Annotated in this window: 24 protein-coding genes and 2 pseudogenes; 13 read left to right on the forward strand and 13 right to left on the reverse strand. The window is 57.4% G+C overall.

Translation table 11 applies throughout. The features are described from left to right. Window positions 1-94: 94 nt before the first annotated feature. From MRBLRC7O_RS23695 to MRBLRC7O_RS23705, 3 genes are all read left to right on the forward strand, one after another. Entirely contained in the window at window positions 95-1,744 is a 1,650-nt protein-coding gene (locus tag MRBLRC7O_RS23695) for a tannase/feruloyl esterase family alpha/beta hydrolase (protein ID WP_111797053.1), read from the forward strand. A gap of 49 nt (window positions 1,745-1,793) precedes the next feature. After that, on the forward strand, window positions 1,794-2,915 hold the full coding sequence (locus tag MRBLRC7O_RS23700; RefSeq protein ID WP_111797001.1) for a serine hydrolase domain-containing protein: 1,122 nt from the start codon (window positions 1,794-1,796) through the stop codon (window positions 2,913-2,915). Between the two features lie 91 nt (window positions 2,916-3,006). Then, window positions 3,007-3,957 carry a LysR family transcriptional regulator gene (locus MRBLRC7O_RS23705; protein WP_111797002.1) on the forward strand — a complete coding sequence of 317 codons (951 nt, stop codon included), beginning with the start codon at window positions 3,007-3,009 and terminating at the stop codon, window positions 3,955-3,957. Between the two features lie 13 nt (window positions 3,958-3,970). Here the strand turns inward: MRBLRC7O_RS23705 and MRBLRC7O_RS23710 are convergent, their stop codons facing one another. The 8 genes and pseudogenes from MRBLRC7O_RS23710 to MRBLRC7O_RS23745 all read right to left on the reverse strand — a co-directional run bounded on the left by MRBLRC7O_RS23710 (window position 3,971) and on the right by MRBLRC7O_RS23745 (window position 12,401). Further along, window positions 3,971-4,987, reverse strand: a complete 1,017-nt coding sequence (locus tag MRBLRC7O_RS23710) for a serine hydrolase domain-containing protein (RefSeq protein ID WP_323131598.1) — start codon at window positions 4,985-4,987, stop codon at window positions 3,971-3,973. Between the two features lie 115 nt (window positions 4,988-5,102). Continuing rightward, window positions 5,103-6,092, reverse strand: coding sequence for an ABC transporter ATP-binding protein (locus MRBLRC7O_RS23715; protein ID WP_111797004.1), 990 nt, complete (start codon window positions 6,090-6,092; stop codon window positions 5,103-5,105). Then, the gene (locus MRBLRC7O_RS23720; protein WP_111797005.1) at window positions 6,089-7,063 is read right to left on the reverse strand and encodes an ABC transporter ATP-binding protein; all 975 of its coding nucleotides are present in this window, start codon (window positions 7,061-7,063) and stop codon (window positions 6,089-6,091) included. Before MRBLRC7O_RS23720 ends, MRBLRC7O_RS23715 begins: the two co-directional genes overlap by 4 nt. Next, window positions 7,060-7,959 carry an ABC transporter permease gene (locus MRBLRC7O_RS23725; protein WP_060726597.1) on the reverse strand — a complete coding sequence of 300 codons (900 nt, stop codon included), beginning with the start codon at window positions 7,957-7,959 and terminating at the stop codon, window positions 7,060-7,062. Before MRBLRC7O_RS23725 ends, MRBLRC7O_RS23720 begins: the two co-directional genes overlap by 4 nt. 1 nt (window position 7,960) lies before the next feature. Then, window positions 7,961-8,932: an ABC transporter permease gene (locus MRBLRC7O_RS23730; RefSeq protein WP_060726596.1), complete on the reverse strand. Its 972-nt coding sequence runs from the start codon at window positions 8,930-8,932 to the stop codon at window positions 7,961-7,963. A 166-nt stretch (window positions 8,933-9,098) separates the two neighbouring features. After that, window positions 9,099-10,574, reverse strand: a complete 1,476-nt coding sequence (locus MRBLRC7O_RS23735) for an ABC transporter substrate-binding protein (protein WP_236772960.1) — start codon at window positions 10,572-10,574, stop codon at window positions 9,099-9,101. A gap of 247 nt (window positions 10,575-10,821) precedes the next feature. After that, window positions 10,822-11,188 (reverse strand): annotated as a pseudogene (locus tag MRBLRC7O_RS23740) (helix-turn-helix domain-containing protein); the annotation flags it as partial. Window positions 11,189-11,441: 253 nt separating this feature from the next. Further along, window positions 11,442-12,401, reverse strand: a complete 960-nt coding sequence (locus MRBLRC7O_RS23745; protein ID WP_060726594.1) for a quinone oxidoreductase family protein — start codon at window positions 12,399-12,401, stop codon at window positions 11,442-11,444. A gap of 130 nt (window positions 12,402-12,531) precedes the next feature. Between MRBLRC7O_RS23745 and MRBLRC7O_RS23750 the strand changes: the two genes are divergently transcribed. Then, entirely contained in the window at window positions 12,532-13,488 is a 957-nt protein-coding gene (locus MRBLRC7O_RS23750) for a LysR family transcriptional regulator (RefSeq protein WP_111797007.1), read from the forward strand. Between the two features lie 917 nt (window positions 13,489-14,405). On the opposite strand, the gene MRBLRC7O_RS23755 is transcribed toward MRBLRC7O_RS23750, so the two are convergent. Continuing rightward, complete coding sequence (locus MRBLRC7O_RS23755; protein ID WP_111797008.1) at window positions 14,406-14,696, reverse strand: hypothetical protein; 291 nt, start codon at window positions 14,694-14,696, stop codon at window positions 14,406-14,408. Window positions 14,697-14,789: 93 nt separating this feature from the next. After that, on the reverse strand, window positions 14,790-15,062 hold the full coding sequence (locus tag MRBLRC7O_RS23760) for an usg protein (RefSeq protein ID WP_111797009.1): 273 nt from the start codon (window positions 15,060-15,062) through the stop codon (window positions 14,790-14,792). Window positions 15,063-15,337: 275 nt separating this feature from the next. Here MRBLRC7O_RS23760 and groES point away from each other — a divergent pair, with 275 nt between their 5' ends. The 3 genes from groES to MRBLRC7O_RS23775 all read left to right on the forward strand — a co-directional run bounded on the left by groES (window position 15,338) and on the right by MRBLRC7O_RS23775 (window position 18,193). Further along, window positions 15,338-15,652 (forward strand): co-chaperone GroES, encoded by a 315-nt coding sequence (groES, locus tag MRBLRC7O_RS23765; RefSeq protein WP_060726590.1) that lies wholly within the window; start codon window positions 15,338-15,340, stop codon window positions 15,650-15,652. Between the two features lie 52 nt (window positions 15,653-15,704). Continuing rightward, a complete protein-coding gene (gene groL / locus MRBLRC7O_RS23770) occupies window positions 15,705-17,333 on the forward strand; it encodes a chaperonin GroEL (RefSeq protein WP_111797010.1) in 1,629 nt (542 codons plus the stop codon). A gap of 269 nt (window positions 17,334-17,602) precedes the next feature. Then, entirely contained in the window at window positions 17,603-18,193 is a 591-nt protein-coding gene (locus MRBLRC7O_RS23775; protein WP_087744407.1) for a hypothetical protein, read from the forward strand. A gap of 31 nt (window positions 18,194-18,224) precedes the next feature. On the opposite strand, the gene MRBLRC7O_RS23780 is transcribed toward MRBLRC7O_RS23775, so the two are convergent. Then, the gene (locus tag MRBLRC7O_RS23780) at window positions 18,225-19,109 is read right to left on the reverse strand and encodes a LysR family transcriptional regulator (RefSeq protein ID WP_060726587.1); all 885 of its coding nucleotides are present in this window, start codon (window positions 19,107-19,109) and stop codon (window positions 18,225-18,227) included. Window positions 19,110-19,226: 117 nt separating this feature from the next. Here MRBLRC7O_RS23780 and MRBLRC7O_RS23785 point away from each other — a divergent pair, with 117 nt between their 5' ends. The 4 genes from MRBLRC7O_RS23785 (at window position 19,227) to MRBLRC7O_RS23800 (ending at window position 21,603) form a co-directional block, all read left to right on the forward strand. Beyond that, entirely contained in the window at window positions 19,227-19,688 is a 462-nt protein-coding gene (locus tag MRBLRC7O_RS23785; protein ID WP_060726586.1) for a VOC family protein, read from the forward strand. Between the two features lie 61 nt (window positions 19,689-19,749). Further along, complete coding sequence (locus tag MRBLRC7O_RS23790; protein WP_060726585.1) at window positions 19,750-20,415, forward strand: SDR family NAD(P)-dependent oxidoreductase; 666 nt, start codon at window positions 19,750-19,752, stop codon at window positions 20,413-20,415. Between the two features lies 1 nt (window position 20,416). Further along, window positions 20,417-20,722 (forward strand): putative quinol monooxygenase, encoded by a 306-nt coding sequence (locus tag MRBLRC7O_RS23795; protein WP_087744410.1) that lies wholly within the window; start codon window positions 20,417-20,419, stop codon window positions 20,720-20,722. A gap of 47 nt (window positions 20,723-20,769) precedes the next feature. Further along, a complete protein-coding gene (locus tag MRBLRC7O_RS23800) occupies window positions 20,770-21,603 on the forward strand; it encodes an oxidoreductase (protein ID WP_087744412.1) in 834 nt (277 codons plus the stop codon). Between the two features lie 153 nt (window positions 21,604-21,756). Here MRBLRC7O_RS23800 and MRBLRC7O_RS23805 read toward each other — a convergent pair whose 3' ends face one another. Continuing rightward, entirely contained in the window at window positions 21,757-22,671 is a 915-nt protein-coding gene (locus MRBLRC7O_RS23805) for a LysR family transcriptional regulator (RefSeq protein ID WP_060726582.1), read from the reverse strand. 118 nt (window positions 22,672-22,789) lie between these two features. Here MRBLRC7O_RS23805 and MRBLRC7O_RS23810 point away from each other — a divergent pair, with 118 nt between their 5' ends. Together MRBLRC7O_RS23810 and MRBLRC7O_RS23815 are read left to right on the forward strand one after the other, a co-directional pair. Next, on the forward strand, window positions 22,790-23,326 hold the full coding sequence (locus tag MRBLRC7O_RS23810) for a hypothetical protein (RefSeq protein ID WP_087744414.1): 537 nt from the start codon (window positions 22,790-22,792) through the stop codon (window positions 23,324-23,326). 14 nt (window positions 23,327-23,340) lie between these two features. After that, on the forward strand, window positions 23,341-24,327 hold the full coding sequence (locus MRBLRC7O_RS23815) for an NAD(P)H-quinone oxidoreductase (protein ID WP_060726580.1): 987 nt from the start codon (window positions 23,341-23,343) through the stop codon (window positions 24,325-24,327). A 14-nt stretch (window positions 24,328-24,341) separates the two neighbouring features. Here MRBLRC7O_RS23815 and MRBLRC7O_RS23820 read toward each other — a convergent pair. Beyond that, a pseudogene (locus tag MRBLRC7O_RS23820) lies at window positions 24,342-24,554 on the reverse strand (damage-inducible mutagenesis protein); the annotation flags it as partial. Window positions 24,555-24,576: the final 22 nt, after the last annotated feature.

A 24,576-nucleotide genomic window follows, 5' to 3' on the forward strand; every position in this document is an offset into this window, starting at 1 on the left:
CCATTATTTGCATTTCACATTATGAAGTTCTTATAGCTAGTTTGAGCAAGGAAAAATGCTGCCGGACATAGGAGTGGCCGGCCGGGAGGAAATCATGTCATCTCTGCTTTGGGCTGCGTCACGCGGAGTGATGTCGATCCCGCTTGTCTATACTTTATTATCGCCCGCAATTGCGGCACCGCAGGAGGCGCAAGCGCTCTGCTCAGGCATGGCCAACAAGGAAATTGCCTTTTCCGCCATAACCCTCCCCACCACCGGCGCCAGGGTTTTGTCCGCGACATTAGTCGGCGCTGCCGATCCCGGAAATCAAAGCGGCGAATATTGCAAGGTGGTCGGGGAAACCAGACCGGTCGATCAGAATGCGCCCAGGATTATCTGGCAGGTCAACCTGCCAAGTGCGTGGAACGGCAAGATGCTCCAGTATGGCGGCGGCGGTTACAATGGTTCCCTGCCGCCAACATCCGAGAAGACGACATTGGGACTGGATACCGTGCCCACCCCCCTCGCCCAGGGTTATGTGACATTCGGAAGCGATTCAGGACATCAAGCCCCCAATGCAGATGATGCTTCCTTTGCCCGCAACGACGAAGCAATGCTCAATTACGGATATATGCATATCAAGAAAACGCTTGATGTGGCCAGGGTCCTCGTTGCTGAACGATATGACCAGCCGATAAAACGCGTTTATTTTCAGGGCGGCTCGACCGGCGGCCGCGAAGGATTGACAGCAGCGTCGCGCTGGCCGGAAGCCTATGATGGTATTCTCACAAATTACCCCACCGCCAACTTCGTCGGTCTGAGGCTCTGGGGAGCAGGACTTGCCCGTTCAGTCTATGACGACAATTCGGCCGGCTGGATACCGCCCGCACTTGTTGAAAAGATCGCCTGGGAAGCAATCAAATCCTGCGATGGGCTGGACGGGGCCGAAGACGGATTGATCAGCAACATGGATGGATGCCGCGCTCGATCCAAGGCGCTGGTGGAAAGCCTCTCCTGCAAGGCCGAAAGCGCAGGAAGTTCCCACGATTGCCTGACCAAGGCGCAAATTGAGCAAACGCTTGCGATCTATCACGACGGATACACGCTGCCATACAAGCTCGCAAACGGCATCGACACCTATCCCGGCTATAACAGCCTTGAGGGAATTATGATGCAGGTGGGATCGGAGCCAAACCTTCGCACTCCACCCGTCTCAGGGCCGAATGCACATCATTCCAGCCGATCCTTTGAATTTTTGCAGAATTTCGTTGCACGCGATCAGTCATTTGATCTTTTGTCTTTCGACATCCGTAATCCAGGTCGTTTCAAGGGCCGGATCGTCGAATTGTCAGAGGTGATCGGCGCGACCCGCACCGACTGGACCGCTTTCAGTGCTCGTGGCGGCAAGATCATATGGCTGCAGGGCAATGACGACCCAAGCGTGAGCCCGCTCGGCAATGCCCGGCTATATGAGAGCATCATAGCCACGATGGGGCGCGAAAAAGCCCAAAAGTTCCTTCGTTTTTACCTTGTTCCCGGCCTTGCGCATGGCGGCGGTCGCTTCTCTCCGACCTGGGACAATCTGACGGCGCTTGACAACTGGGTGGAAAATGCTGTGCCGCCTTCCGGCCCGGTCGTGGTGGATGCGACGAAATCCGCCACCAAGGGACGAACGAGACCGCTTTGCGAATATCCGAGTTGGCCGAAATATAAGGGCGAAGGCGATAGGGCGCTGGCTTCGAGCTTCACCTGCGCGACCGAATAGGGTCCGCCTTCGGCCTCAAAAACAATCAACATCTATCGGAAGGGCAATTATGGCCATCGATATCAACCTGTCGCGTCGCTCTGTTCTTGCGGGCTCGACCCTTGCACTGGCAGGACTTGCTACGGCAAGCGCCTCCGCAACAGACGCACCCTCGCACGCGCACCAGAAAACAACCGGCAAACCATGGAAGACGGTAATGGACATTCCGTCAGCCCGCTGGTCTCCGGCAAAGCTGGCGGATATGGAGGCGCAACTCTATCCAATGGCCACCACCTCGATGATGGTCGTGAGAAATGGCGAGATCGTCTACAAATACGGGAACCTGTCCGATGTGAACTACCTCGCCTCGGCCCGGAAAAGCGTGCTGTCGATGCTCTTCGGGAAATATGTGGCCGAAGGCAAGATCGACCTCGATATGTCTATCGGCGAGATTGGCATCGAAGAGGATGACGGACTGTTGCCGATCGAGAAGACCGCCAAAGTCAAGGACCTGCTGACCTCCAGCTCTGGGGTCTATCATGCTGCCGGTAGCCCTGGTGGCAATGACAACACGCCAGAGCGTGGAAAGACAGAACCCGGGTCGGTCTTCCTTTACAATAACTGGGATTTCAACGTTCTGGGTGCTATTTTCGAGAAGCGCACGGGCAAGAGCATTTTCCAAGCCCTGCAGGAGGACCTGGCCGAGCCACTCGGGTTTGAAGATTTCGACTTCAGCCGCCAGAGGATGATGGGATACGAAAATCAGTCGCGTTATCTCGCCTACCACCTTTTCCTGTCGGCACGTGACATGGCCCGGCTGGGACAACTCATGCTTCAGGGCGGAAAATGGGAAGGTAAGGTGATCGTTCCGGAGACCTGGATCGCCGAAAGCATAAAAGTACGCTTTACGCCTGAGCAGACAAAAAGCAAGGAAGGTCTGGGTTATGGTTATCTCTGGTGGATACCGACGTCCAGCGCCCCCGCCTTCAAAGGGGCCTACCTCATGAACGGCAACTTTGGGCAGTTCGTGTTATGCCTGCCGGCTATAGATACGGTCATCGTGCATCGGCGCGCCGTTACCGACGAATTTGCAATTGCCCGAAATCTCGGAAAGACCACCTATGAGCCGGCGAAAGTCACTGCCGGAGAATTCCTGAAAATTACAGACGCCGTGGTGGCAGCCAGTACCTGAGACCGCAAGCGAAGGGCTGCCGCCTGTTTTCGGTAGGGGCAGTCCATGCCATTGTGTTCATACACGTTTTGAAGGCTAAGGCAGGTTTCGCATGCAGCGATTTTCATTGGGATCCATCGACCTCAATCTACTCAAGGTCATCTACGCCCTCGTGGTCAAAGGCAACATGACTGCAGCCGGGGAGTATATCGGTCTGTCCCAACCCGCCATGAGCCATGCGCTAAAGCGCGTTCGGGCCATCACCGGTGATGAATTGTTCCGGAAGACGTCGGGCGGTTTCGTGATGACCCGGTTCTGCGCCGAGATTTTCCCGGCAGTACGGCGTATCATCGAAGATACCGAATCCGTGATGCTGTCACATCTCAAATTCGAACCGGAAACATCTCACCGTGCCTTCAGGATCGGAATGAACGACTATTTCTCCGTTGTTCTGATGCCGCGGCTCATTGAACGTGTGCAAGCACGGGCTAAGCATTGTGTGCTGGAGGTCATTCACATGCCGCGCACGGGCGTGGCCAATAATCGAAACTTTCTCCCCGTCGTACAGGAGCATCTCGAGGAGGGCACAATTGATGTCGCCGTGATGACGGCGGACAATTTTCCAGCCCGTTACCGCTGCACCTCACTTTTTACAGAAAGGCGCGTTTGCATCATGTCGGCCACCAATCCGGCGGCCCGCGACCCGCTGACGCTGGATGCGCTGCTGTCGCTTGGACACGTCAAGGTCACCTCCGCGCCGAGCCGTCGTGGCTGGATCGACGAGCGGCTGGACGCTATGGGGCTTGAGCGAAGAGTGGTTGCCGTCGTGCCGCATTTTTCTGCCGCAGTGGCGATCATCGCCCGCAGCGATCTTGTGGCGATCATGCCCGAAAGCGTTGCGAAACTCTTCGAACGTTCGCACGAACTGCTGCTCTTGGAATCTCCCTTTGCCGAAGAAAAACAGTCAACAAGCATGATCTGGCTTGCCGAAAAGGTACGCGATCCGGCAAGTCAGTGGCTGCGGGAACAGATTTTAGACTGTTTCACCCAAGATCCGGCCTGAACGGTGAGCCGCCTTACGCCATCGATCGCTCGACGGCCAGTTTCGCCCGGATGAAATGATCGGCGACGCCAAGGAAATTTTCCATGGTCACCGCCGGCAATTCTTCCTTGAAGCTGCCGTCGTTGCGGGCGATGGCCAGGTCATCCGGGATTGCTCTTCTGTTGACAAAAACCATGTCGAGCGCAGGCAGGCACAGGATGAACTGCCCAAAGTGGCCGGCAGCAACACAGGCGCCCTGCCATTCCGGCGTCTCATCCGTCACGATAGGAATCCACCAGAGATAGCTGTAACCGGCAATCCGGGACTTTTCACTCTCGTTCATGCTTTGCGCGGGAACGCGGATTTTCGTGCTTTCTGCAACCCATCCGGTCGGCATCACCTGCTTGTCGCCCCAACGACCCTGCCGGACCATCGCAAGCCCCAGCCGCGCCATGTCACGACCGGACAGAAAAAAGTGATAGGCAAGGTATCGTGACGCTCCTTCGTAACCCATCATCCGCTGACGGCCAGGATTGAAATCCTGCATTTCCATCGGCCCTGCGAAATCTTCCTCGAACGCCTTAAAGACACTGCGGCCGGTCAGTTGTTCGAAAGCGGCCCCGAGCACATTGAAATCCCAATTGTTATAATGAAAATAGGTGCCGGGTTTCTTGGAGCCGCGCTCGGGAATGTTCTTAGTATTGCTACCGGGGCTTCCCGGCCGATGGTAAACGCCGGAACTGCTGATCAGAAGGTCGCGCAGTCTCGCCGTCTTTTCAATAGGCAGCAGGCCGTGATCCTCATCTATGCCGAGGTCTGCCATGGTCAGATCGAGATCGATCTTTCCGTCGGCAACCGCCTTGCCCATCAGCATCGAAAGGATGCTCTTGCGGGTCGAGGCGAGATAGCTCACCTCAGAAATATCACCGTAGCTATAGAGGATCTGGCCGCCGACGACGGCCATGAAGGACGTGGTGGGCAGGGCCTCCAGAGCCGCATCGACGGTCGAGCGCACATCGGCCGAAAGGCCGTGATCGACAGGTTTGGACACCTGCTTCCATACTTGTGCTGGAAATTCCCGGCCTTGCTCTACAGACAAATGTTCCAGAGGTGCTGAAACAGACATAATTTTTCCTTTTGCGGTTTTGGATTTGGTTTTGCCGATATCAGTCGTTTAGATGGCACGCGCTCTTGTGGCGCGAACCGACCGAGCGCAGCTCCGGCCGCTCGACCCGGCACCGTTCCATCGCCAGCGGACAGCGAGGGTGAAAGTGACATCCCGAGGGTGGTGAAAGCGGACTTGGTATTTCGCCTTCGATGGCGGTGAAACTGCGCTGCACGGGATCGAGGCTCGGTCTCTCCTGAAGAAGTGCGCGGGTATAGGGGTGATTGGGATGCGCGAACAACTCCTCGACGGTCGCCTCTTCCACCACACGTCCGAGATACATCACGACGACGCGATCGGAGATATGCTCAACAACCGAGAGGTCATGGCTGATGAAGATATATGTGAGGTCCAGCTGCTTCCTGAGGTCCAGAAACAGATTCAGTATCTGCGCCTGGATCGACACATCGAGAGCCGCGACCGACTCGTCGCAGATCAGCATGTCCGGTTGAACGGCAAGCGCGCGTGCGATGCCGATACGCTGGCGCTGCCCACCGCTAAACTGGTGAGGAAAGCGGGATGCCATTGTGGGGTCGAGACCAGCGCGCACCATCTGCTGGGTGACATAATCATCCAACTGCCGCGCCGTGGTCAGCCCATGATGCAGGGGCGCTGCGCCAATTATCTCATGCACCCGCTGACGGGGATTGAGAGAGGAGGACGGATCCTGAAAGATCATCTGGACCTTCAGCCGCGCCGTCTCCGCCTCGTCGCCCTGCATATCCTGAAGACGCTTGTCCCGGAAGAGTACCGTTCCGTCTGACGCCTGCAGCAGACCGGCCACTACACGTCCAAGCGTCGACTTCCCGCAGCCGGACTCGCCGACGATTCCGACGACTTCGCCTTCTGCGACGGTAAGACTAACATCATCCAGAGCGCGGACGACGGGATTGGGGGATTTCAGGCCGATGAACTCGGCGCCACGTTCGATCAGGCCGGATTTGCGGCTGAAGCGCTTGCTGACGTTGCGGACCTCCAGTCGATTGCTCATGCTGGCGCTCCTTCCATGACGGGGTGAAAACATCGAAGAAGTCGCCCTTCGACAGGTTCAAGCTGCGGTGGACTGAGACAGAGCTCGGTCGCTGACGAACAGCGGGGATGAAAGGCGCAACCTTTCGGCATATTGGCGACGGAGGGTGTCGTGCCCGATATCTGTTTGAGCCTGGAACCGCGCTTGTTGTGCGCGGGAAGGCTCGCCATCAAGCCGTTCGTATAGGGATGCATGGGGCGGCGAAGCAGGTCGGCCGTGTTGCCCTGCTCGGCGATACGGCCGGCATACATGACCGAAACGCGATCCGCGAGGCCAGCGACGACCGAGAGGTCATGGGTGACCCATATGAGGGCAGTTCCCTTTTCGCGGGCGAGCTTTTGCACGATCGAAAGGATCTGCGCCTGAATGGTGACATCAAGGGCGGTGGTCGGTTCATCGGCGATGATGAGATCCGGAGACATCAAGAGCGCGATGGCAATGGCGACTCTCTGCCGCATGCCGCCGGAGAATTGATGCGGGTAGGCGCTCAGCCTCTCCTCAGGGCTTGGAATGCCGACCATGCCCAAGGCATCGCGCGCCCTCTCGCGGGCCGCCTGCCTGCTGATGGCTTCATGGGCATGCACCACCTCCATCATCTGCGTGTCGATCCGCAGGACGGGGTTGAGCGTTGACATTGGATCCTGGAAAATCATGGCGATCCGGTTGCCACGGATGGAGCGCAGCTCTCTTTCGGAGAGGTTTCGCAAATCCCTGCCCTTGAAGAGTATCTGCCCACCCGTCACCCGGGCCGGCTTATCGATCAATCCCATGATCGACAGGCCGGTTACCGATTTCCCGGATCCGGATTCACCGACCAGCCCCAGCACTTCACCGGCTGCGAGCTCGAGATTGATGTCGTCGATAAGGGTGACAAGGCCTTCGGCGGTCACGACTTCAGTCTTCAAACCTTTGATTTCAAGCATGGCGGTCATTTCTGTGCAGCCTTCGGATCGAGCATTTGACGTAGGCGATCGCCGACAAGGTTGATCGCAAAGATGGTCACAAGTAGCGCTATTCCTGGAAACAGCGCGATCCAGTAGGTGCCCGACAGCATGAATTCATAACCGCTGGAAATGAGAAGCCCGAGCGACGGTTCGGTAACGGGCACGCCGAGGCCAAGAAAGCTGAGCGTCGCCTCAAGCGTGATTGCGCGGGCAACCTGCATGGTGAGCAGGACGACCAGCGGTGACAGGCAGTTTGGCAGAAGCTGGCGAAAAAGAATATTCCGGTGGGGAAGGCGCAACGACCTTGCCGCTTCGACATATTCGCGGCGAAGTTCCGTCAGTGCCGCGCCGCGTGCGGTGCGGGCGTATGTCGCCCATTCTACAAGAACGATTGCGAAGACAACGTTGCCGACGCTTTTCCCGAGCAGCGCAAGAATGAGGAGCGCCGAAAGGATGGTGGGAAAGGAAAGTTGAAGATCGACCACGCGCATCATTGCCGTCTCCACCTTCCCGCCGACATAGGCGGCTGTCAGGCCGAAAGCGGTGCCGATGATGAAGGCGATGGCCGCCGATCCAAGACCGACGATCAGGCTGATCCGCAGACCGTGGAGAATGGCGGAAAGCATGTCGCGCCCCTGATCGTCCGAGCCGAACAGGAAAGTGAAGCCGGCGGACGCCTCCGATCCCGGCGGCATGCGGCCATCCATGATGTCAAGTTGCATCAGGTCGTAGGGGTTCTGAGGCGACAGCATCGGCGCGAAGATCGCCAGCAGGACGATAAGGATCATCAGGATGAGGCCAATAAGCGCGAGCGGCGAGCGTGCAAACTGCCGCAGGAATTGCAGCCCGGGTCGAAGTTTTGCGGAGACGGGGATAGCTTGCACGTCACTCTCCCTGAAGTCGGATACGTGGATCGAGCAGCCTGTAGGTGACATCGACGACGAGATTGATGATGACGAACATGATGACCACAAGCATGAGATAGGCCACGATCACGGGGCGATCGAGCGCGGAGATGCTGTCGATGATGATCTTTCCGACGCCGGGCCAGGCAAAGATTGTTTCGGTGACGACAGAAAAGGCGATTGTCTGGCCGATATCGAGCCCGACAACGGTCACGACCGGTATCATCACGTTCTTGAGAACATGGATGCCGAGTATGCGCCGTGGTGAAAGGCCCTTGGCTTTGGCAAATCGCACATATTCGCTGGACATTGCTTCGCGGACACCGGCTTCGGTCAGGCGCGTCACCATGGAAATGTTAAACAGCGAAAGGCTGACTGCCGGCAGCACCATGTGCCTGAGCCCGTCCAGCGTGACGAAGGACCAGGGAATGCCAAACAGGGTTTCGGTTGCACCGCGACCTGAACTCGGCAGCCAGCCCAGCTGCACGCTGAATATCATGATAAGCAGAATGGCTATCCAGAAGATCGGCAGACTGAAACCGAAGATCGAACCGACCATGATCATCCGGGAAAATGGGCTCTCGGGTTTCCAACCCGCCATGAGGCCGAGAGGCACGCCGAAGACGAGTGACAGCAGGACGGCCGCAAAGGCAAGCTCCAACGTCGCCGGCAGGCGGGACAGGATCAACTCGACAGCCGGCTCCTTGTAGACATAGCTGACGCCAAGATTTCCCTGGAGGACACCTTTCAGAAACAGAAAGAACTGTTCGTAAAGCGGGCGATCAAGGCCGAGATCGGCGATCAGCCGCAGGCGATCTTCATGGGTGGCTTCCGCCGGAAGCAGGGTTTCGATCGGGCTGCCTATCAGGTGAAGGCCAATAAACACGATCACGGCCATTGCCAGAGCGACCAGGATCGCTTGCAACAGGCGCTGGATAATCCATAGGGTCATGATACCCTCAAAAAATTGATGATGTGGCGACGGCCCGCCGATTTCGACATGCGGGCGCTGTCAGATATACCGCATTTCAGGTTTTGCATTCCTGTGCAAAAGCCGCTCATCTGCGCGCAGGACGTGGCGGCGGCGGATCGAAAACATTCCGATCCGCCAGTACGACTTATTCGGATATATCCTTCACGAGCGTACGCTCATCGATGCGCGGTGCATAGGACAGGCCTTTGCGCGTAACCCAGGCATTGCTCTGCTGGTAAAGAGGTATGATGGCGCCGTCATTCACCGCAACCTTGACCGCCTCGGCAAGAGCCGTCTCGCGAGCCTTGTCGTCGTAAATCGTCATCGCCTTCGCGACGAGATCATCGAGTGCCGGATTGGAGTATCCGCTGTCATTTGAAGCACCCAGTCCGCGCTTGGGATCAACGGTTCCGAGCACGTTCACCAACATGGAGCTTGCATCATAGGTGGCGTTGCCGAGCCCCAGCAGCTTCATGGAGAATTCCGATTTACGCGACGAGAAGGTTGTCCACGGCAGGGCTTCCACATTCGTCTTTACGCCAATGCGCGTCCACATCTGTGCAACGGCTTGAACGACTGCAGGCGCGTTGGGATAGCGGTCGTTTGGCACGTGAACAGTCAGCTGGAAACCGTTCGGGAAGCCGGCATCAGCAAGCATCTTCTTGGCGGTCGCCGCGTCAGGCTTCGGAGGCTGAATGTCGTCGGTGTAGGAAAAGGCGCCTTTGGGCAACCATTGGCCGGATGCCGTCGCTGTACCTTCCATAATCTTGTCCACGATACCCTGACGGTTTATCGCCACGGACAAAGCGTTGCGGACGCGCGCATCGGCAAGCGGGTTTGTCTCCAGCGCTTCGCCATTCGGCCCCTTCACATTGGCTTTCCAGGTTTCGCCCGATGTCGTCGGCGCCAGATAGATCACGCGCAGACCGGGCGTGGAGACGAAGGACAGATTGGCTGTCGACTTGAAGCGGGCAATATCGGTGGCGGCGGGAGCATCGATAATGTCGACATCACCCGCCAGAATGGCCGTGGTACGCGCGCTGGCACTGGAGATCATGCGGTAGGTCGCATGGTCCCAGTCCACTTTCTTACCCCACCATTCGGGATTGCGCTCCAGCCCGACTTCGATGCCCTGCTTGAAAGTAGAGAAGCGAAAGGCGCCGGTGCCGATTGCCGCCTTTCCGGAATTATAGTCTGCGGTGTCCGCGCTCTCCCCGACGTGCCGGGAAATGATCGCGATGTTGGCAAGGTCGCCCGGAAGGGTAGGCGCCGGTGCCTTCGTGTTGATGATGACCGCAAGATTTCCATCAGCTTCGACACTTGCGACATTTCTGATGAAGCCGCCGAAGCCGCCGGGGCTGTTGGGAACATTTCCCGCGCGACCGAGCGTGAACACCACGTCATCGGCAGTGAAGGGTTTTCCGTCATGCCATTTCACGCCCTCGCGAAGGGTAAACCGCCATTTGGTTTCGGAAGCGGCCTCCCATTTCGTTGCAAGGCCCTCGACAAGCTGCCCTTCGGCAGTTCGCTCGGTCAGCCTGTCGAATATCTGCATGGCGATGCTGTTGTTTGGAGAGGCATTATAAAAATGCGGATCGACCGAGGTTACGGTACCGCTCAATCCTACCGTAATATCCCTTGCAATAGCCGGAGAAACCGCAAAGCTGGCGCAAGCCGCCAAGTATAGCAAAACAGCATTTTTTCTCATCTTGTTCCCTTTTTTATTGATTGCTTTTAGCGAATAGCGGCCTTCGCCCCAGTGGCTCGGTAACCACTATTTCGGCGTAGGCGGGATTTATCAAATGAATGTTTTTTCTCTCCATCATTCGCCAAACGAATATTTAGTTGTGCTAAATTTCGCGCCACGTCACCGAGGGCCGGTCTTGCTCCAGTGCATGTGCGGACTTTTTTAAACGTCCAGCCGCGGCCGCGCAGCCATGCACCAACGGCACTTCGACTGATCCTGACCTGCCGTTCGGCAGACAAGAGCGCAACCATTTCATCGAGCGTCACGTCCTTGCGCTCTTCGATCAGTTCGATGACGAATGCCTCGTGCGCATCCAGTGCCGATGGGCGCTTCCAACTTTGCGGTCGGGAGGTTGGCTGACCTTCTTTCGCTCTTGCAATCCAGCGGTTCGCCGTCGAAACGCCAACCTCGAAGCGAGCCGCAACCTGCCGTGCCGACAAGCCCGCAGCAGACGCTTTCAATAAACGCAATCGAAGGTCATCATCCAGTGCCTGCCATCATCCACCTTTTCGCTGTGGATGTTGAATCAGCCTCGCATTGCACCGTCACATCACAATTGATTCATTGATCGCTGGATTTGCTCTAGTAAGCCGCCAGCCGCCAAACGTGGCGGCGTGGAGTGGCTGAATGAGATCCTCCCGCTCCGATGAAGATTCAAGTTTTTTGGGGCCGGATTTTATATCTGCACGTCCACCAGCCCCACCACTCCCGCACGGTCCGAAATGCCTGCCGCGGGAACCATTACGGCTCCATGATGACGCGTCCTAGTGGCTTCGCCCTCTCCGCAAAATCATGGGCGTCCCTGGCTTGGGAAAGGGGAAAGGCTCGTTCGACCCTGACCTCGATCTCGCGGTTCTCTAGCGCGACTAATAACTCGTCGATCGTCGAACGCATCCGGGGCCTTTCTAAAACTGGCCCCATGAAGACCCCGAGCAAAGTCTGATTTGACTGCATGGCTGGCCAAAGATCCACCAACAGGTTGCCACCGCCCGCATTCCCAACAAACACCAGACGGCTCTCCGGCGCCAGGATAGCAAGCGAAGAAGGCAAGGTGGCGCCAACAGGATCAATCACCAGATCGACACCGTTACCTTCAGTGATCTTCTGCACAGCTTGAATAAGGTCTTCAGAGGATCGGTCGATAACGTGATCAGCGCCAAGCGACGATATTGTTTCCAGACGCTTTCCCCCACTTGAGACGGCAATCACGGTTGCCCCGGCTCGAGCTGCAAGTTGTACTGCTGCGAGGCCAACTCCACCAGCGGCTCCCTGCACGAGAACCGTCTCATTGCGAAGGAGGCCGCCCCTGGCAAAAAGGCAATGATGAGCCGTTCCGAACGATATCGGCAATGCTGCCGCCGACGCTGCATCGACCCCAGAGGGTAGAAGCCACGTTCGGGTCGCAGGTACGGCCCAGAGTTCGGCGTGTGAACCCTGCATGTCAAAGGCAGTAACTCTGTCTCCAACTTTGCGAGTCTTCACGTTTGCACCGGCTTCCACGATATGTCCGGAAGACGCATATCCGACAATCCACGAGCCGCTGGGAGGTTGTGTGAATCGACGATTCATTAAGTCTCCGCCCTCGATAGAAATCGCATCTATAGCGATGAGGACATCGTCCGGTCCCACTGTCGGGTCGGGAACGTCTCTATAGCTCAAAACATCAGGAGGTCCTGCTTGATCGTATACGGCCGCCTTCATCTCTCTTCTCCTGCCAAGTCTATCGCCCAATGCAGCTACGAATCTGGAACTTCGTCACCAAAGGATAGACGACCGGGCACATATTGATAAACTACTGCACTTCGAGCAGGCTTATAGAGGAGATCAATAAATGGATAGACTGATCCTTCGCGATCTGGCGGTTTTCGAAACCGTTGCACGCCGCGGAAGCTTCACGGACGCGGCATCCGAACTTGGAGTTAAGCAATCCACCCTCAGCTACACGATTAGCCAGCTCGAAAGAAAAGTTGGAGTTTCTCTTCTCGCAAGAACTACCCGAAGTGTGGCACCCACCAGTTCGGGGCGGCGCCTGCTGGAAATCCTGAGCCCGGCCATACGCGACCTCAGGGAGGAGTTGGTGAGATTGCAGGAAGCAAGAGAGACGGTGGCGGGCGTCATCCGATTGACGATGATTCCGGCCGCGTTTGAAAGCTTCGTCCGCCCCGCGCTACCAAGTTTTTGTCAGCGCTACCCTGATGTCGAGATCGAAATTTCTACAAATGAAGGCTTGAATGATATTGTGGCGGAAGGCTTCGATGGCGGGATCCGCTTTGGAACGCTTATCGATAAAGATATGGTCGCACTTCCATTGACCAAGTCGACCCCTGTCGTGATTGCAGGGTCTACATCTTACTTTGAGAGGTATCCAATCCCTCTAGTTCCAGAAGATCTAGCTGCCCATCGGATCGTGTCATATCGCTACAAGAGTTCATCGCGGCTGCTCCGGTGGCCATTGCAAAAGGGCCGGCAGAAGTTCGAGTTCAAAGCTGACCCTGCGTTGATCTTTGACGACGGAGCGGCGATTCGGTCAGCCGTGATAGACGGGATGGGTTTGGGCTTTCTGCTCCGCTCTCAAGTTCTCGGCGATCTCAAAGGCGGCAACCTTGTCGACGTTCTCACAGAATGGCTGACCGACCTGCCAGGCTTCAGTCTGTACTACCCGAGCCGACGAAGAACCTCGCCAGCTTTCCGCGCATTGATCGAGCATTTCAAGGAGGTCGGCAAAGTGAAGAGTTCTGAATTTCTTGCGCCCACCGCTAGGTCGTTCAGGGATGGTGAAGCCCTTTGAGCCGGGTGAGTGCTACCCATCGGTTTTCTAACCCGCAGATCAAAGCATTCGTGACGTTTCTGGCAACCCAGTTTCATGGGTTCTATCGTTTCCCCTACCGCGAGGAGGATTTCGATATGGGCGGAATCAAGCTGTCATGAGGCTATGGAAAGAATTGCTTGCGGTTCGTGAGATGCATGGCTTGCTCTTGACGGGACTTGAACCGCCGACCGAGCGAACGCGTAAGACTAAAGCTCTAGATTCAAAAAAGTAAATTTGGCTCGCGGCGCAGCATAACCGTCCTGCGTTTACCCCATTGTGCATACACCAGGACTAGATCACGCTAACCTCATGCCACGTGCCTCGCGTGCTGCACGTATCTGCTGGGTAATGTGCTCAGTCTTTTATGCGATAATCATTATCCTGCACCATAAGATACCATCAATACAGGATAATATATAGAATCTTCTGCATGGCTTGGCAACGACGATATATAATAGCATATCATGCGGGCTAACCATGCAGGATACTATATCAGCCTTACTGGTGCAGACTACCATATCGACGGGTACGAGTGAGATGTCGACCACGCACGGCTGTACGAGCTGCGAGGACGCAGTTGAAAAGCCAGCGACTGAATGTCAGCTTCTGCCTAACCCGGCTCTGCTGCAAAATTTTTGGAGCCGTAAAATCAGAGAAAAATATTCCTTCTCCTGATTGCGAGCGGCTTTGAACAACCGCCCGATAATGGTGAAGCGCGATTGCGGGGGCATTGCCAGGTTGTTTGAGCCGGTCATTTGGATTATCGGTCCGGCATGAAGATGCCTTGCTCACTACCCCGCTGAAGGGGTTTCGCTTTCCCCGTGAGATCTCGGCTATGCGGTGTGGGCGATTCAAGATCTGCTGCAAAATTTTACCGACTCCAATTTGCTCTATCGTCAATGCACTGATCGACTGAGAACGCGATGCGGGTACGCCGCCTTGAACGGCGAGATCATCGCGCAAGCTTGCTGCAATACCCGTTCAGTCGTTTCGGGATTGTCGCGTGCAAGTTCGTCGGCGTTTGTGCGGATCGCTTGTGCCATATTGGCCGACATCACAGCAAAACGGCCCTCACCGTAGACCAGCGCATCTTGCGAGGTGGTCTCAAGCCAACGAGCAAAATCGGTGATGATCTCCTCCCTCTCCGGGATACTGGCACTCTTGATGATCCTGATATTTTCTTCCATGTGGTCTCACTCCGTACAGACGTGGAAAGCGATCGGGCTCATCAAGCCCCGATCGCCGGGTGAGCTGGGAAGTGGAAAAGTCAGATTCAAGCCTTAATGCAGCTTGAATTCGCCATCGACGCGCCGCCATTGGTTGGGCCCGATCAGGCGCTGATGGCTGTAGCGAACCGAATGCAGCGGCCCATCGAGGGACGCCCGCCAAAAATCCAGGAACTTGTGCATCTCGGGGAAAACGGGCGCGAGATCGTAATCCTGCCAGACATAGGTTTGTAGAACGGATTCAAAGTCTGGGATGCGATAGAGGATGTGGGCAGTCGTCAGTCCGTAGCCATTGAGCTGTCGCTCCAGGTCAGATGAGAATTGCATGCTTCATCTCCATTTCGTAACAAGGCGAAGGTGACGCAATTTTTGATCGGCATCAAGACAATTCCGCATTACCAGTTAAAATTACTTAGCGATTATAGCATGTTAGCAGCGGCGATGGCCGGGTGCTAATTTTTCCAAAACACCCTCTTGAAATCGAAAAATCCCGAAAATAAATCTTGCCCCCGAACGCTCGATTGAGGTTCGCACCCGTCCGGATTGGTCACCCGGTCCGGTAGGGGATTTTGCGTCATCTTTTTTGTCCAATGGAGGAAAACATGTCGTTCCAACCACTTCATGATCGTATTCTCGTCCGCCGGGTCGAATCCCAGGAAAAGACCAAGGGCGGCATCATCATTCCGGATACCGCCAAGGAAAAGCCTTCCGAGGGCGAGGTCGTCGCCGTCGGCACTGGCGCGCGCAACGAAGCCGGTCAGATCCAGGCGCTCGACGTCAAGGCGGGCGATCGCATCCTGTTCGGCAAATGGTCAGGCACCGAAATCAAGATCAACGGCGAAGACCTGTTGATCATGAAGGAAAGCGACGTCTTGGGCATTATCGAAGCCCAGGCCGAGGAAAAGCAGGCTGCGTAATCACGCACTGCCGCCCATCAGTCAAAAAGCTGCCTATTGAAGGAGTGAACAAATGGCTGCGAAAGAAGTCAAATTCAACACCGATGCGCGCGAGCGCATGCTGCGTGGGGTCGACGTGCTCGCCAATGCGGTAAAAGTAACGCTCGGTCCGAAGGGCCGCAATGTCGTCATCGACAAGTCGTTCGGCGCGCCGCGCATCACCAAAGACGGCGTTTCGGTCGCCAAGGAAATCGAACTGGAAGACAAGTTCGAAAACATGGGCGCGCAGATGCTGCGCGAAGTGGCATCAAAGACCAATGATCTCGCCGGCGACGGTACCACCACTGCAACTGTCCTCGCCCAGGCAATCGTCAAGGAAGGCGCCAAGGCGGTTGCGTCGGGCATGAACCCGATGGACCTGAAGCGCGGCATCGATATGGCCGTGGAAGCCGTCGTTAAAGAACTGAAAGCCAACGCTCGCAAGATTACCAGCAATTCGGAGATCGCCCAGGTCGGCACCATCTCGGCCAACGGCGACGAAGAGATCGGCAAGTATCTGGCCGAAGCGATGGAAAAGGTCGGCAACGAAGGCGTGATCACCGTCGAAGAAGCAAAGACCGCCGAGACCGAACTGGAAGTCGTCGAAGGCATGCAGTTCGACCGTGGCTATCTCAGCCCGTACTTCGTCACCAATCAAGATAAAATGCGGGTCGAACTCGAAGAGCCGTATATCCTCGTCCATGAGAAAAAGCTCTCCAATCTCCAGGCAATGCTGCCGGTGCTGGAAGCGGTGGTGAAGTCCGGCAAGCCTCTGCTGATAATTGCTGAAGACGTCGAAGGGGAAGCGCTCGCGGCCCTCGTCGTCAACAAGCTGCGTGGTGGCCTCAAGATTGCGGCGGTAAAGGCGCCAGGCTTCGGCGATCGCCGCAAGGCCATGCTCGAAGACATCGCTATCCTCACTGGTGGCACTGTGATCTCCGAAGACGTCGGCATAAAGCTGGAGAACGTCACGCTGAATATGCTCGGCCGCGCCAAGAAGGTGGCGATCGAAAAAGAAAACACGACGATCATTGACGGCGTCGGCTCCAAGGCCGAGATCGACGGACGTGTCGCGCAAATCCGCGCCCAGATTGACGAGACTACCTCCGACTACGACCGCGAGAAGCTGCAGGAACGCCTTGCCAAGCTCGCTGGCGGTGTTGCCGTCATTCGAGTGGGTGGCTCCACCGAAGTCGAGGTGAAGGAGAAGAAGGACCGCGTTGATGACGCCCTTCATGCAACCCGCGCAGCCGTCGAAGAAGGTATTCTGCCTGGCGGTGGCGTAGCCTTGCTACGTGCGGTTAAGTCGTTGGACGGCCTCCCGACTGCCAACGACGATCAGCGGGTCGGTATCGATATCGTCCGCCGCGCAATCGAGGCACCTGTGCGTCAAATCGCTGAAAATGCCGGCGCCGAAGGTTCGATTATCGTTGGCAAGCTCCGGGAAAAGAGCGAGCTGTCGTTCGGATGGAACGCGCAGACCGGCGAGTATGGTGATCTTTATGCTCAGGGGGTCATCGATCCGGCCAAGGTGGTTCGCACCGCCCTGCAGGATGCGGCCTCTGTTGCCGGCCTCCTGGTCACGACGGAAGCAATGATTGCCGAAAAGCCAAAGAAGGACGCCGCTCCCGCCCTGCCCGCTGGTCCAGGTATGGACTTCTAGGGTGAGCTGTGGCCTGCCCCATTCGTGGGGTGGGCCATTTTTGGGAGATAGGGAGTGCGAGTACCGATTTCGAAAGAAGATGTACGCTTGTGTGCGAGTGTCGTCATGGAGGTCGCGCGCGCTCAAGCACCCATCTCTATCAGCCGGAATCAGATTTCATTCTGAACAGCTACCTGTGCATTTCGTCAGATACTGCCTGGATAGAATGGTATCGGCGATCGTGGCGTGAGGAAAACCCGCCGGAACGACACTCGACAAGCAAGATCAAATTGCGTGACGTCATGCCGATCGACTTTCTGGATGGAGAAGAGGACAGGGTACTGCCGCCTGCCATTTCCGAAGCAAAAGTCAAACCCTATCTGTCGCGTTTGCAGGCGCTCGATGAGGCCGAGCGCATCTTCGAGATGTTCACCAACGCGGCTTGTGCCCTGGACAGGTCGGTTCCAAACGAGAACTTGGCCATGGCTGATCGGATCCGGTTTGGGCCCGAGCGTCCGTTTCAGGCCGCCCGCGAAGCATTTGCCCATATTGAAACTGATCTGGAGCGCTGGGAACAACAAATCGAAGCTGAGCGATCACAGCTGGCGCAAGCCGTTCTCGGTGTCAGACCTGGCGATATCGTTGCGTCACAGCAGAACGGAGCGCTCACGCGTATTTCAGCAGAGTCAATTTCGCTCTACTCTATCGAAAAACGCGTCACGTTTGTGGTTTCTGGCAGGCGATTCCGGAAAGACGGAACCCTCGGCAAGATAAGCGAGACCATGAGTTTTACCCTGGATCGTGCTGTCGGAGATGGCAAGCAGTCACCGGATAAGACTGCGAAACATCGTGGCGCTGTCGTGCGTCTCTTAGTCTCTTGACAGGAATCGAACCGTTGGTGCGCCAGTCCCTTCACACACGCAGCGCATCGATGACGGCGCGCAGGCCAGCCGACAGGTATTTTCGCGTCGGGTAATAGAGATAGAGCCAGTCCTCGGGCGCACTCCAGGATGCCAGGCATTCGATCATGCTGCCGTTCTGGACATAGGGACGCGCCCGTTCCTCCCAGACATAAGCCAGCCCCACGCCCGAAAGTGCTGCCTCGACCATCAGTTCATGGTCATCGAGCGAGAGAGACCCAGTCGGCTCGAATTCGATGATCTTGCCGGCGCGACTGAACTCCCAGGCGTATGGCTTGCCGCTTGGATAGATATTGCGGATGCAGACATGACGACGCAAATCTTCCGGGGTTTTAGGGAGCGGATGACGCTCGAAATAGCTTGTTGAGCCCACGACGGCAAACCGAAGCCGCGGTTTGATCTTCACAGCCGTCATGCCATCGCGCAGGCTTTCGCCGAGACGGATGCCGGCATCGAACCCCTCCTCCACAATGTCGACAAGCCGGTCGGTGGCGACGATTTCCAGCTGGAGTCCAGGATTTTTTGCGATGAGCGGACCAATGACCGATCGGAAAACGAACGGTGCGACCGAATTGGGCGCGTTGATGCGAACCTTGCCAAATGGCGTATCGCGAAACTGGTTCAACGCATCGAGCGCCGAGCCGATCTCGCCGAAGGCCGGCGACAGTTGCGCAAGCAACATCGCGCCGGCATCGGTCAGTGACACGCTTCGCGTCGTTCTATTGAGCAGGCGAATGCCGACGCGCGCCTCGAGATTGCCCACCGCATGGCTGATCGCTGAAGCCGTCACCCCGCGCTCTTCGCCGGCCCGGCGAAAGTTGCGGTGACGGGCGACCGCATCGAAGGCCGCGAGTTCCGAGAGATCCGTACTGCGCATTGTCAAACCTCACTCATCATTGAGAGGAAGATTATCTCTCTAATTCTCATTGCTGAAAAGGTCCAGATTTCTCCTCGCAAACCGGCGCTGGTGCCGGACCACACAGGAGACAAGACAATGGCCGACTTCATTCCTCCCGCCCACAACACTGCATCGCCCTTCGCCGACATGCGTGGCCATCACGTTGCGGTGCGCACGCCGGACCTTGAAACCGCCAAGCGCTGGTATGTCGAGAAGCTCGATTTCCGCGTCGTTGCAGAATGGGACTATGCCGACGAGCAGCTTGCCTATCTTGCACCTGCTACGGACGACCATTTCTATGTGGAAATCCTGGGCGGCGGCGATCCGTCGCCGAAAGATGTCCGCCCCTATACCGATCTCGGCGATAGCCTCAAATATGCCGGCTACCATCATTTTTGCCTGAATGTCGAAAGCGTCGATGCCACCGTCGAGGAGCTGCGGGCACGCGGCGTGACCATCGTCACCGAGCCGTTCGAGCTTCTGGCAATCAGCCGCCGCCTCGCCTTCTTCTGCGATCCCTACGGCAATCTGATCGAACTGGCCGAAGTCCTGCCGTAACCCTTTCCCACCCGTTTGGCCACCCCGCCATCGGGTGGCCAGCACATCAGGAGAACATTCCATGACGAACTCCATCATGATTATTGGCGCTGGCCCTGGCATCGGCCAGGCCGTTGCGGAAAAATTCAGTCGGGAAGGCTGGCATGTCGTGCTGACCGCGCGCAATGCCGACCGCCTGGCCGACCTGTCCGCCGCCCTTTCCGGGCAAGGTCTCCAGGTCTCCGCTCTGCAAGCCAATGCGACCGACCCGGCCGCACTGCGCAAGGCGATCGCCGAGGGTGACCGCATCACCGGCGGCCTGACGGCGATCCTTTTCAATGCGGCAGTCGTGCGCGAACAGGATCTGTTCAGCATGCGCGACGATGAGGTCACGGACGACCTTGCCATCAATGTCGCTGCCGGCCTTCACACGATCCGGGCATCCGTCGAGCTGTTCGGTGCGCGCGGCGGCACGATCCTGGTCACAGGTGGCGGCCTCGCCGTGTCCCCCCATGCCGGCTATGCCAGCCTCGGGCTTGGCAAGGCTGCGCTGCGAAATGTCGTCGAGGGCCTGGCTGGTCCTCTGGCCGAACGCGGCATCCACATCGCGGTGGCGACAATCGCCACGCTCGTCGGCCCCGGATCAACAGAAGCAAGAGAGGCCGCCGACACGATCTGGACGCTGGCAACGAACCCGACCGCAGGCTGGGAAGCCGTTTACCCCGCAGACGCCTTCAAAGGAGACTGACATGACCGAAACATTGACCTTGATTGCCAGACTGACGGCCAAACCGGACTGTGCCGCGATGCTTGGCGAAGCGTTGCAGGCTCTCGTCTCCCCGACCCGCGCCGAGGCGGGGTCGATCGACTATCACCTGCACCGCGACAGCGACGATCCCAGCATCTGGATTCTCTATGAGAACTGGCGATCACGCGCCGATCTCGATGCGCATTTTGAGCAGCCCTACACCAAAGCCGTCATGGCGCGCTTTCCGGACCTGCTGGCCCGCGAGATGGAACTTACATTCTGCACCATGACATCGCCGCGTCCCTGAGGCCCGGTCCAACACTTCCCCATCAATCCGACATCAAGGACACCCTCATGAAAATCTGGTTCATCACCGGCGCCTCGCGTGGCTTTGGCGCCCTCATCACCACACGCGCTCTTGCACAGGGCGACGCCGTCATCGCCACTGCCCGCAATCCAAGGGCGATCGCCCAGCGGTTCGGCGAGCACCCCAACCTGCTTCCGGTCGCCCTCGACGTGGCAGACGACAAACAGGCGACCGCAGCTGTGAAAGCCGCGATCGATCGCTTCAGCCGCATCGATATCCTGCTTAACAATGCCGGGTTTGGATTGATGGGCGCTGTCGAGGAGGCGACAATATCCGAAATAGAGGCTGTCTATCGCACCAATGTCTTCGGCCTCCTCAACGTGACGCGCGCCGTGCTGCCCTTCATGCGCCGGGCCCGCTCCGGCCGCATCCTGAATATTTCGTCGATCGGCGGTTATCGTGGTGCAGCAGGCTTCGGTGTCTATTCCTCGACCAAATTTGCCGTCGAGGGCTTAAGCGAAGCACTGCATGACGAACTCGCGCCACTTGGCATCCATGTCACCGTCGTCGAGCCGGGATATTTCCGCACGGATTTTCTCGACAGCTCTTCGTTGTCGGTCAGCGGCAACATCATCAGCGACTATGCAGAGACTGTCGGCAAGGTACGCACGATAGCGGCCGGTCTCAGCCATAACCAACCCGGTGATCCTCAAAAACTGGCAGAGGCACTGATCGCCTTCGCTGACGCTCCCAATCCGCCGGTGCGCCTGCCACTCGGTAGCGATACCGTCGCAGCGATCGAAAAGAAGCATGCACAGGACCGCGCCATCCTCTCCGAATGGCGCACCGTCTCGGTCTCGACCGACTTCGCCGTTGACTAATGACGATGCTCGTCTGGTTAAACTTCGTCCGATGGGAGGCCGCTTTCGGGCCTCCCATCGCCTTGAGCAGATTTGCACGCAAGGACCTGCCGTTATTGGTCGCGGCGTCGGCCAAAAACCTCTGCGAATTAGCGTTTCTCGCCTGTACGCCTCTCAGCTCCAGCGCGGTGGCGTCCCAATGTGATCTTTCAACGCTAGTGTGAATGCCTTGACCTTGGCAGATGGCACCTGAAGCGCGCGTAGAAGATAAATTCCGGTGGCCGCTTCATTCCATCTTTCGCCCGATAGCGGTAGGCGTACAAGATCACCCACCTTCACCGAAGGTCCCGATACCCAGCTCGGCAGGAACGCCACACCCATCCCCGCTAGTGCAGCCCCGTTCAGCGCTTCAAAATCATCGGACCGGAATACAACGCGCTCACACGCTTCCCCTGTCGGCGCGCCAAGAATGCTAGACCACTCAAGAAGATCGTTGCCATGGAGCTTGTCGAGAAGGCGATGATTGCGAAGCTCGTCTTCGCTTTCCGGCACGCCGTGATGCTCAACATAGGCGGGGCTTGCCACGAGTATCCGGTCGAGGGGTGCCAGTTTGGTTGCGATCAACGTGCTGTCGGGCAATTCCCCCATTCTCACCACCAGATCAAGTCGCTCCGCAACCGGGTCGGCCAGTCGTTCGGTCAAGTCCAGCTCAACATGCAAGCCTGGATATTGCCGTGCAAGCGATGCCAAGACAGGAATGACATACCGCTTTCCGAAGGTCGGGAAGCAGGCGATACGCAAAGTGCCACTGACCTCACTATCGAATGCCGTCACCTCGGCATGCGTATCGGCCAGATCGTCGAGCAGGCGCTGCGCACGCTCGAAGAGGTGACGGCCCGCGTCCGTTAATGACAGTGCCCGTGTCGAGCGGACAAGGAGAGGCACCCCCAGATCCTGCTCGAGCGCATCGATCTGTCGCACAACAGCCGAGGGAGTGACAGCCCGACGCCTGGACGCAGCTGAAAAGCTGCCGGCGCGGACGACGTCGACGTATACCGCCAGATGTTCAGCGAAGCGTGGATCCCTCATCTTTGCCTACGACGCAAAACCGTTCCGACCATTCAGTTGGTTATCATCCAAGGTCATCAGGAGCACATTCCTTCTCGTCAACGGGCAATTTTGCTCACCAAACAGAAGGAACACACCTATGGTCAAGATCCTTGATACAATTCTCTCACAATCCGCCTATTCCGCAGAGATGGACATTCCGCTCGAAAAGATCGACATTGCCGATTGGCTCTTCAACCTACCCGAAGCGGAATATCTTCGCTGCTGCCCGCCTGACCATATTGCCGCAGGCGTCACCTGGACTGATGACGGCCGTCGGATGTCGATCAATGTCGAGCAGATCGGCTCAGGCCTGGTGGTACAGCACTATGTGGCCGAAGCCGCCGAACCAACCTATTGCCGGATGAACTCGATCTCGGATGTCTTCACCGCCAGTGGCAGAACTCAGGTCAATGTCGTCTGGGAACTGATCGCTGAGAAAATCGATGACGGCAGGACCCGCTACACCAACAAGGTCACAGCGCATCCAACCGATGCGTTCATGAAGTTCATTGAAGACCATGGGGTCGCTTACGAAGATGCTGCAGCCGCCCGTCAGGCCGCAGGTGGTGACCACAACAGCCGCGAAACGCCACTGTTCGCTGCCAGCATCGCCCGGCGCGCGCTTTCGAAGTAAGGGAGGAACATGCGATGAAAGCGATCGTCTTTGATGAATTCGGAAGCTCGGATGTTCTACGGCTTGCCGAAGCACCCATGCCTGAAGTGCGTCCCGACGACCTTCTGGTGAAGGTTATGGCGGCAGGTGTCAATCGCGCCGACCTTCTTCAACGTGAAGGCGTCTATGGCTCGCAGAGTTACGGCGACAGTGACGTCCTCGGCCTCGAGGTCGCAGGAGAAGTGATAGATGCAGGAAACGCAGTAACCGGCTTTGCCGTTGGCGACCGTGTCATGGGGATCGTCGGTGGCGGCGCCTATGCCCAGTATGCGCGCCTCGACAGCGGAATGGCAACAGCCATCCCGGCCGGCATGTCGTTCACGGACGCAGCCGCAGTCATGGAGAGCTTTGTGACAGCTTGGGAGGCGCTGGCACATCTCGGGCGGGTCGCGGAGGGAGAGATTGTTCTCATCCATGCTGCTGCAGGCGGTATCGGATCGGCTGCTGTCCAACTTGCAAAAGCCGTCGGAGCCACAGTGCTGGCCACTGCATCCGGAAACAACGTCGAAAACGTACTCGCCCTCGGCGCGGATGCCGTCTTCGACTACAAGCGCGTTGACTTCGAGGCAGAGATCATCGACGTGACCGCCTCGCATGGTGCCGATCTGATCATCGACTTTGTCGGCGGGTCCTACCTCGCCCGCAACATCCGTAGTCTTGCGCCTGGTGGCCGGCTTGTCCAAGTCGGCCTGTTGGGCCGCGATGGCGATGCCATCATTCCTCTCGGGACTGTTCTTCACAATCATCTGCAACTGCTGGGCACAGTCATGAAATCCAGATCGCGCTCAGAAAAGAGAGCTATGATCTGCCGGTTCAGGGACGATGTGCTGCCAATGATGGGCAAAGAACTTCAGCCCGTTGTCGGGGCACTGTATCCGCTTTCAGCTACATCGGATGCCCATCGCCGGATGGAAGCCGGCGGAGTGTTCGGCAAAATCGTTCTTGGCGATTTTCATGAGTGATGCCGGAATGGTTCAACACAAAGGGCAGCAGCCGCGCCGTCGACGGTGCCCGAACCGCCGCCCGCAAACTCATGCAGCGCTCCATAGGCAAGACCCCCGCCAGGCAGGGTTGCATCGATCTCGGGAACGCCGAAGGAAAGCGCACCAGTTCGCTTCGCGGATCCGCCCTCCATTGACGCGATGCGGTCGCGCAAGTCGCAGATCACCCTCTGGCGGGCAGCAGTCATCGTTTACGGCTCCCTTCAAGGT

The organism is Agrobacterium radiobacter, from assembly GCF_040801995.1.
Taxonomy (GTDB): domain Bacteria; phylum Pseudomonadota; class Alphaproteobacteria; order Rhizobiales; family Rhizobiaceae; genus Agrobacterium; species Agrobacterium radiobacter.